The sequence below is a fragment of the Oleiphilus sp. HI0080 genome, from assembly GCF_001635135.1.
Map to the genome: position 1 here is coordinate 1 of NZ_LWFU01000387.1, position 7,689 is coordinate 7,689.

Annotated in this window: 6 protein-coding genes and 1 pseudogene; 5 read left to right on the plus strand and 2 right to left on the minus strand. The window is 47.4% G+C overall.

Annotated elements, in window-relative coordinates; genetic code table 11:
* Nucleotide 1 precedes the first annotated feature (1 nt).
* The gene (locus tag A3751_RS06670; protein WP_068453635.1) at nt 2-376 is read right to left on the minus strand and encodes a hypothetical protein; all 375 of its coding nucleotides are present in this window, start codon (nt 374-376) and stop codon (nt 2-4) included.
* Between the two features lie 145 nt (nt 377-521).
* Between A3751_RS06670 and clpB the strand changes: the two genes are divergently transcribed.
* The gene (gene clpB, locus A3751_RS06675; RefSeq protein WP_068453637.1) at nt 522-3,119 is read left to right on the plus strand and encodes an ATP-dependent chaperone ClpB; all 2,598 of its coding nucleotides are present in this window, start codon (nt 522-524) and stop codon (nt 3,117-3,119) included.
* A 69-nt stretch (nt 3,120-3,188) separates the two neighbouring features.
* Here clpB and A3751_RS06680 read toward each other — a convergent pair whose 3' ends face one another.
* The gene (locus A3751_RS06680; protein WP_068453638.1) at nt 3,189-3,650 is read right to left on the minus strand and encodes a DUF4124 domain-containing protein; all 462 of its coding nucleotides are present in this window, start codon (nt 3,648-3,650) and stop codon (nt 3,189-3,191) included.
* Between the two features lie 425 nt (nt 3,651-4,075).
* On the opposite strand from A3751_RS06680, the gene A3751_RS06685 reads away from it, so the two are divergent.
* The 4 genes and pseudogenes from A3751_RS06685 to A3751_RS23430 all read left to right on the plus strand — a co-directional run.
* Nucleotides 4,076-5,797 carry an acetolactate synthase 3 large subunit gene (locus tag A3751_RS06685; protein WP_068453639.1) on the plus strand — a complete coding sequence of 574 codons (1,722 nt, stop codon included), beginning with the start codon at nt 4,076-4,078 and terminating at the stop codon, nt 5,795-5,797.
* A gap of 1 nt (nt 5,798) precedes the next feature.
* Nucleotides 5,799-6,290, plus strand: a complete 492-nt coding sequence (gene ilvN, locus A3751_RS06690; RefSeq protein ID WP_068453640.1) for an acetolactate synthase small subunit — start codon at nt 5,799-5,801, stop codon at nt 6,288-6,290.
* A 62-nt stretch (nt 6,291-6,352) separates the two neighbouring features.
* Nucleotides 6,353-7,369 (plus strand): ketol-acid reductoisomerase, encoded by a 1,017-nt coding sequence (gene ilvC, locus A3751_RS06695; protein WP_068453642.1) that lies wholly within the window; start codon nt 6,353-6,355, stop codon nt 7,367-7,369.
* 88 nt (nt 7,370-7,457) lie between these two features.
* Nucleotides 7,458-7,689 (plus strand): annotated as a pseudogene (locus A3751_RS23430) (CDP-diacylglycerol--serine O-phosphatidyltransferase); the annotation flags it as partial.

A 7,689-nucleotide genomic window follows, 5' to 3' on the forward strand; every position in this document is an offset into this window, starting at 1 on the left:
ACTATAACTTTGTTGGCATTGTCTGTGCCCTTGCGCTAACAGCCAGGGCACAGACAATGCCAACAAAGTTATAGTAGATGTCTGTGAAGCTTGCGCTTCGCCCAAGTGCTGGCTGAATGAGCTCAATCGCGATGCCTGTCGCAAAGAGCGAGCCGCCGATTTGGGCTAGCCGAAATCCAGTTGTTTGTTGTTCTGACTTGAGCAGGGAAATCAAGAGAGCAGTGCAGAGATAGGCTGCAAAAGCATGGGCGCTATCGTGGAGGGGGCCCCAAAATAGGTTTTGGTTTTCTACGCTTTCAATGCCGACGATTAAAAGCGCTAACAGCAGTGCGATGAGGCTGGATTTAAACGGACTTGGGATGCTTATGGCGTGCACAGGATCTCGATTTGTTAGGGTGCTTTGGCTTGATCTGCGTCAATTATTTGGCGCCGAAGGCCTTGAATTGTTGTTTTTCGCTCCCATCTTATTACGCAAGTAAAACGACGGGCTGTGACATCATAGCCCAACTGAGAGGTTTAAAATGCGAATTGACCGATTAACTAGCAAGCTACAAATGGCGCTTTCGGATGCTCAGTCGATTGCGCTTGGAAAGGATAATCAGTTTATCGAACCAGTGCATCTGATTCATGCATTGCTTGATCAAAATGGAAGTGTCAGCTCATTGCTTAAGCAGCTAGGGGTAGACTTACCGAAGTTCAAGGCCGACGTTGTTGAGGCGTTGGATTCCGTGCCACAGGTTCAGGGTGCCGATGCCGATGTGCATATGTCGAATGATCTTGGTCGTATGATGAATTTGGCAGACAAGTACACGCAAAAGCGGGGCGATCAGTTTATCTCGTCAGAGATTGTCTTGCTCGCTGCGCTTGAAGATAAGGGCGCTATGGGTGCCGTCTTTAAAAAACACCATGTGGAAAAAGCGGCGCTTGAAGCTGCGATTGAGAAAGTTCGTGGGGGAGATGCGGTGAACGATCAGGGCGCGGAAGAAAATCGCGAAGCATTGGAAAAATATACGGTGGATTTAACAGCTCGAGCGACAGAGGGCAGATTGGATCCAGTGATTGGCCGCGATGACGAAATTCGTCGAACCATACAAGTGTTACAGCGTCGCAGAAAGAATAATCCTGTGCTTATTGGCGAGCCTGGGGTTGGTAAAACTGCAATTGTTGAAGGTTTGGCGCAGCGCATTGTAAATGGCGAAGTGCCCGAAGGCTTAAAAGATAAGCGAGTGTTGTCCCTTGATATGGGGGCGCTGATTGCTGGAGCTAAATTTCGTGGAGAATTTGAAGAACGCTTGAAGGCCTTGCTAAATGAGCTTTCTAAACAGGAAGGCCAAATCATTCTGTTCATCGATGAAATTCATACCATGGTTGGTGCAGGTAAGGCAGAAGGTTCGATGGATGCCGGAAACATGCTCAAGCCGGCACTATCGCGCGGAGAGTTGCATTGCGTTGGTGCTACAACTCTGGACGAATATCGCGAGTACATAGAGAAAGATGCAGCCCTAGAGCGCCGCTTCCAAAAAGTACTTGTAGACGAGCCAACGGTTGAAGACACCATTGCGATTTTGCGTGGGCTGAAGGAGCGTTATGAAGTTCACCACGGTGTTGAAATTACCAATGGTGCCATTATCGCTGCGGGTAAGTTGTCGCATCGTTACATTAGTGATCGGCAGTTACCTGACAAGGCGATTGACCTCGTAGACGAAGCGGCGAGCCAAATTCGCATGGAGATGGACTCAAAGCCGGAATCCCTTGATCGCCTTGAGCGCCGATTGATTCAGTTAAAGATTGAACGCGAAGCCTTGAGGAAAGAAAAGGACGAAGGCTCGAAGGCCGCGGTGGTTGAGCTAAACAGGGAAATTGAAAGCGTCGAGAAAGAGTTTGCGGATCTGGAAGAGGTTTGGGTGTCAGAAAAAGCTGCCTTGCAGGGTTCGCAGCAGGTAAAAAGTGATCTTGAACAAGCTCGTGTTGAGCTGGAAAGTGCGCGCCGCAACGGTGATTTGGCGCTTATGTCTGAGTTGCAGTATGGCAAAATTCCAGAGTTGGAACGACAGCTAGATATGGCTTCGCAGGCTGAGATGGTGGGCATGACCTTGCTTCGGAATAGAGTGACGGAGGAAGAAATCGCGGAGACCGTATCGAAGTGGACAGGTATTCCAGTCTCTAAGATGCTTGAGGGCGAGAAAGATAAACTCTTACGCATGGAAGATGCGTTGCACGAGCGGGTTATTGGTCAGGATGAGGCGGTAAACGCAGTGGCGGATGCGGTTCGTCGTTCGCGGGCTGGGTTATCGGATCCGAATCGTCCAAACGGCTCATTTTTGTTCCTTGGGCCAACTGGGGTTGGTAAGACGGAGTTGTGTAAGTCTTTAGCGAGCTTTTTGTTTGATACTGAAGAAGCGATGGTGCGCATTGATATGTCTGAGTTTATGGAGAAGCACTCAGTTGCTCGTTTGATCGGTGCGCCTCCGGGCTATGTTGGCTATGAAGAGGGAGGCTACTTAACGGAAGCTGTCCGTCGTAAGCCTTATTCCGTATTGTTGCTTGATGAGGTGGAGAAAGCGCATCCTGATGTATTCAACATCCTTTTGCAGGTGCTTGAGGATGGCCGGTTGACTGATGGCCAAGGGCGTACAGTCGATTTCCGCAATACGGTGATTGTTATGACCTCGAATCTTGGTTCAGACGTTATCCAGAGCATGAGCTCGGGTGAAAGCCCTGCTGGCTATGATGCGATCAAAGACTCTGTAATGGAATCTGTGACTGGGCACTTCCGGCCAGAGTTTGTAAACAGAATTGATGAAGTTGTTGTCTTTCATGCCTTGGCTGCCGCGCAAATTAAGGGAATTGCAAAAATTCAGCTTGCTAACCTTGAGGCGCGCTTGCAAGAGCTTGGCATCCAGATTGAGTTTGATGAGGAGTCGATGGCGAAATTAGCAGATGCAGGATTTGATCCGGTTTATGGCGCGCGTCCGCTCAAGCGTGCGATCCAGAAGCGTGTTGAAAATCCGCTTGCGCAGCGGTTGTTGGGAGGCGAATTTATCTCGGGAGATGTTGTGCGCGCCAGCGTGGAAAACGAAGAGATTGTTTTCAACAAGCGGATGCGTCAAACGGCATAAGTTTAGTGGAACAAAAAAAGCGGGCCGTGAGCCCGCTTTTTTATGTAGGTAAGTTGGTAAATCTAAACCTTACGAGCTGCAGTTTTCATCAAGAAAAGCTTGATAGGTTTTTCTTTTGTCAGCGATTTCTTCAGGGCTTAGGAAGCGCATTTGGCCGTTTTCATTGATTCGCAGTCGTGCGCCTTCTGTCATCTTGGCAACGTTTTCTCGAACAGCATCGCATCGTTCTTTGCTGGCCTGCTGCCCCTGTTTTTTCGATAGGTCTTCGGCTTTTTTCCGAAGAGCCTGCTCTTTTTCTGGTGTGTTTGGTTGCGGCTCGCTTGACGGTTTGTTGCTGCTATTTCCTATGCTGCCTTTCCCGGTATGTACCTTGATTTTTTTAGCATCTTTTTGAGCGTTTGGTTTCTTGTCGGAGTAATGGGTGCGCCCGTCTTTGTCTGTCCATTTGTATATTTCGGCGCTCGCAGAAACGGTCACTAAACCAAAGAAAACGGATAGGATTAGAGCTTTTGTTAGTTGCGCTATTTTCATATAAAAACACCCAGAATTAGTAAGGGAATCATAAACTTGTTGCTTTAACTATAAACCAAACTGTGAATTTGGCTTTTTTTTCTGAGGTTTTTGCATTTTAGATAGCAATTTTTGGGTGCAGATGTTGACTCTGGTTAATTAAGTGTCAGAATTGCAGCTCGCTTAGATCCGGGGTAGTTTGTAGAGGCCTTTCCTAGTGGTTTTCTTATCCCCCCAGTGAGTTTATCTGTTGCGACGGCAACATTGTTTGTTTACTTGAAGAGCGCGTTTAAAAAATGCACGTGTTTTTCCGGCGTTACTCCCCGCCAGAACATTCAAGAAAAAACTCACTAAATTTGCATCGAAAACGCTTCCAAAAGAAGCGAGCGTTACTCGGATTAAGCTTCCATAGACATACACATTTTGTTTTATAAAAGGTAATTATCGTGGAGCTATTGTCTGGCGCCGATATGATTGCTCGCTCACTTGCAGACCAAGGGGTTGAGTACATATACGGATATCCAGGTGGAGCGGCGCTTCATATTTATGACGCGTTGTTTCGGCAGGATAAAGTAAAACACATTCTAGTTCGTCACGAGCAAGCTGCGGTTCATATGGCTGACGGTTATGCGCGTGCTACGGGTAAAGCGGGAGTTGTATTGGTAACGTCAGGCCCTGGCGCGACGAATACGATTACGGGTATCGCAACAGCGTTTACTGACTCAATTCCAATGGTCGTCCTTTGCGGTCAGGTACCATCTAACCTGATCGGTGAAGATGCTTTCCAAGAGACCGATATGATGGGGGTTTCGCGGCCGGTCGTTAAGCACAACATGGCGATCAAACATCCATCGGAAATTCCAGAAGCGATTAAAAAGGCATTCTATATTGCTGAGTCCGGTCGTCCCGGTCCTGTCGTTCTGGACATTCCAAAAGATATGACAGCGCCAAATGAGCGTTTCGAGTACAACTATCCGAAGAAGATTAAGTTGCGCTCGTACTCGCCCCCTACTCGAGGGCATTCCGGGCAGATTCGCAAAGCGGCAGAGATGCTTTTAAATGCGAAGCGTCCGGTCATCTACGCCGGCGGTGGGGTTATTTTGGGTGGTGCATCCAAGTCGCTTACGGATCTGGTTGAGCGCTTGAACTACCCAGTGACGTGCACATTGATGGGCTTGGGCGCATATCCTGGTTCAGGTGAGCATAGTCTAGGTATGCTAGGCATGCACGGTTCGTATGAAGCGAATCAGGCGATGCACAACGCAGATCTGGTTGTCTCCATAGGGGCGCGTTTTGATGATCGAGTGACCAATGGTACGGATAAATTCTGCCCGGGTGCTCGTATCGTTCACGTTGATATCGATCCAGCAAATATTTCGAAAACCATCAAGGTTGATGTGCCAATCGTCGGTCCGGTTGGCTCGGTGCTTAAAGATTTGCATGCAACGCTTGATGAGTTGGCTGGTTCGCCTGATCAGGAAGCAATCGCTGCGTGGTGGGAAAAAATTAATTCGTGGCGTGAATTTCATGGCGGTCGTTATGAGCCTTCAACTCAGGACAGCATCAAACCTCAGCAAGCTATTGAAGCGCTCTATAAAGTTACCCAGGGCAATGCATTCGTGACATCTGATGTTGGTCAACACCAGATGTTCGCTGCGCAGTATTATAAGTTCAACAAGCCTAATCGCTGGATTAACTCTGGTGGTCTAGGAACAATGGGCTTCGGCTTGCCTGCTGCAATGGGCATTAAGCTTAATTTCCCGGATGAGGAGGTAGTGTGCGTCACGGGTGAAGGTTCTATTCAGATGAATATTCAAGAGCTTTCTACCTGTAATCAGTACAACTTGCCATTGAAGGTGTTGCTATTGAATAACCAAGCTTTGGGCATGGTTAAGCAGTGGCAAGACATGAATTATGAGTCGCGTCATTCGCATTCGTATATGGATTCCTTGCCTGACTTTGAGAAGTTGGTAGAAAGCTATGGTCACGTTGGTATGACGGTCAATAAGCTTGATGAGCTTGAGCCTACTCTTGAAAGAGCATTTGCGATGAAGGATAAGCTTGTTTTCATTAACGTATATGTCGATCCGCTTGAGCATGTATATCCGATGCAAATCGCGAAAGGCTCTATGAATGATATGTGGCTAAGCAAGACGGAGAGGACATAACATGAGAAGAATCATTTCTGTCCTTTTAGAGAATGAGCCGGGTGCTCTTTCACGTGTTGTAGGATTGTTTTCGCAGCGAAACTACAACATTGAAACGCTAACGGTAGCGCCAACTGAAGATGCTTCTTTGTCTCGCCTTACGGTTACGACGACAGGCTCTGATAAAGTTATCGAGCAGATTACAAAGCAGCTAAATAAGCTGATCGAAGTGGTCAAGCTCGTCGATTTGACTGAGGGTTATCACATAGAGCGAGAGTTGATGCTCGTGAAGATGAAAGCGGTTGGATCTCAGCGGAGTGAAGTTGCTCGAACGGTAGATATTTTTCGCGGTCAAATTGTCGATGTGAGTAGCTCCGTTTATACGGCGCAGGTTACGGGTGATAGCGGAAAGTTAGATGCGTTTATCAAGTCGCTGCCAGAAGGTATTGTTTTAGAGGTTGTTCGAAGCGGTGTTTCAGGTATCGCTCGTGGTGAAAAAGTTTTAAGCCTTTAAGTTTTTTATGAATTAGTGCGCCCGACAGAGGGCGTAAAAGAAATATATAGTGGGGAGATTCCATGCAAGTTTATTACGATAAAGACTGTGACCTATCAATTATCCAAGGCAAGAAAGTTGCCATTATTGGTTACGGTTCTCAGGGGCATGCTCATGCGTGCAATCTGAAAGATTCAGGTGTTGATGTAGTTGTTGGTTTGCGTGCAGGTTCTGCGTCTGTAGCCAAAGCAGAGGCGCATGGTTTGACGGTCAAGCCTGTTGCGGAAGCTGTTGCAAGCGCTGACGTTGTTATGATTCTAACTCCTGATGAGTTTCAGTCTGTTCTATATAAGGACGAGATTGAGCCAAACATTAAGCAGGGCGGTACGCTGGCTTTCGCGCACGGTTTTGCGATCCATTACAACCAGGTTGTTCCGCGTGCAGACCTTGACGTCATCATGATTGCGCCAAAAGCGCCGGGCCACACTGTGCGTTCGGAGTTTGTTAAAGGTGGCGGTATTCCAGACTTGATCGCTATATTCCAGGATGCATCTGGCCAAGCTAAAAATGTTGCGCTTTCGTATGCGAGCGGCGTTGGTGGTGGTCGTACAGGTATTATCGAAACGACGTTTAAAGACGAGACTGAAACCGATTTGTTCGGTGAGCAGGCGGTTCTTTGTGGTGGTGCTGTCGAGCTTGTCAAAGCGGGTTTTGAAACGCTTACTGAAGCTGGTTACGCACCAGAAATGGCTTACTTTGAATGTTTGCATGAGTTGAAGTTGATTGTTGACTTGATGTACGAAGGTGGTATCGCAAACATGAACTACTCAATCTCAAATAACGCTGAGTATGGTGAGTATGTCACGGGCCCTGAGGTTATTAACGATGAGTCGCGTGCTGCGATGCGTAACGCTCTTAAGCGTATTCAGGATGGTGAATATGCGAAGATGTTTATCCAGGAAGGTGCAACCAACTACGCATCAATGACGGCGTATCGTCGTAATAACGCTGCGCACCCAATCGAAGAAACAGGTGCTAAGTTGCGTGAAATGATGCCTTGGATCGCATCGAACAAAATCGTAGATCAAGAGAAGAACTAAGCACTTCTCTTAATTAACGCTACAATTAACGGCCTGCAGAAGTTATTCTGTGGGCCGTTTTTTTTTGAAGGGATGGTGATCAAATCGCATGAGTGACGAATTAGACAAGAAAAAGTCTGTAAAGCCTGAGGTGGAGAATTCTTCGTTTGTAGAAACGGGTTTAAATGCATCTGAGGATCATGATGATGCCGAAAAAGTCGAGAAAGTGAAGAAGCGTGGCCGCGGAATTTATCTGCTTCCGAATCTCTTCACTACAGCCTCCCTGTTCTCCGGTTTTTATGCCATTGTAGCTGCAATGAATGGTCATTTTGAAAATGCAG

What these genes read in the sequence shown, in the direction of transcription:
- ilvC (WP_068453642.1), top strand. Translation starts at nt 6,353, where the DNA reads ATGCAAGTTTATTACGATAAAGACTGTGACCTATCAATTATCCAAGGC.
- ilvN (WP_068453640.1), top strand. Translation starts at nt 5,799, where the DNA reads ATGAGAAGAATCATTTCTGTCCTTTTAGAGAATGAGCCGGGTGCTCTT.
- A3751_RS06680 (WP_068453638.1), bottom strand. Translation starts at nt 3,650, where the DNA reads ATGAAAATAGCGCAACTAACAAAAGCTCTAATCCTATCCGTTTTCTTT.
- clpB (WP_068453637.1), top strand. Translation starts at nt 522, where the DNA reads ATGCGAATTGACCGATTAACTAGCAAGCTACAAATGGCGCTTTCGGAT.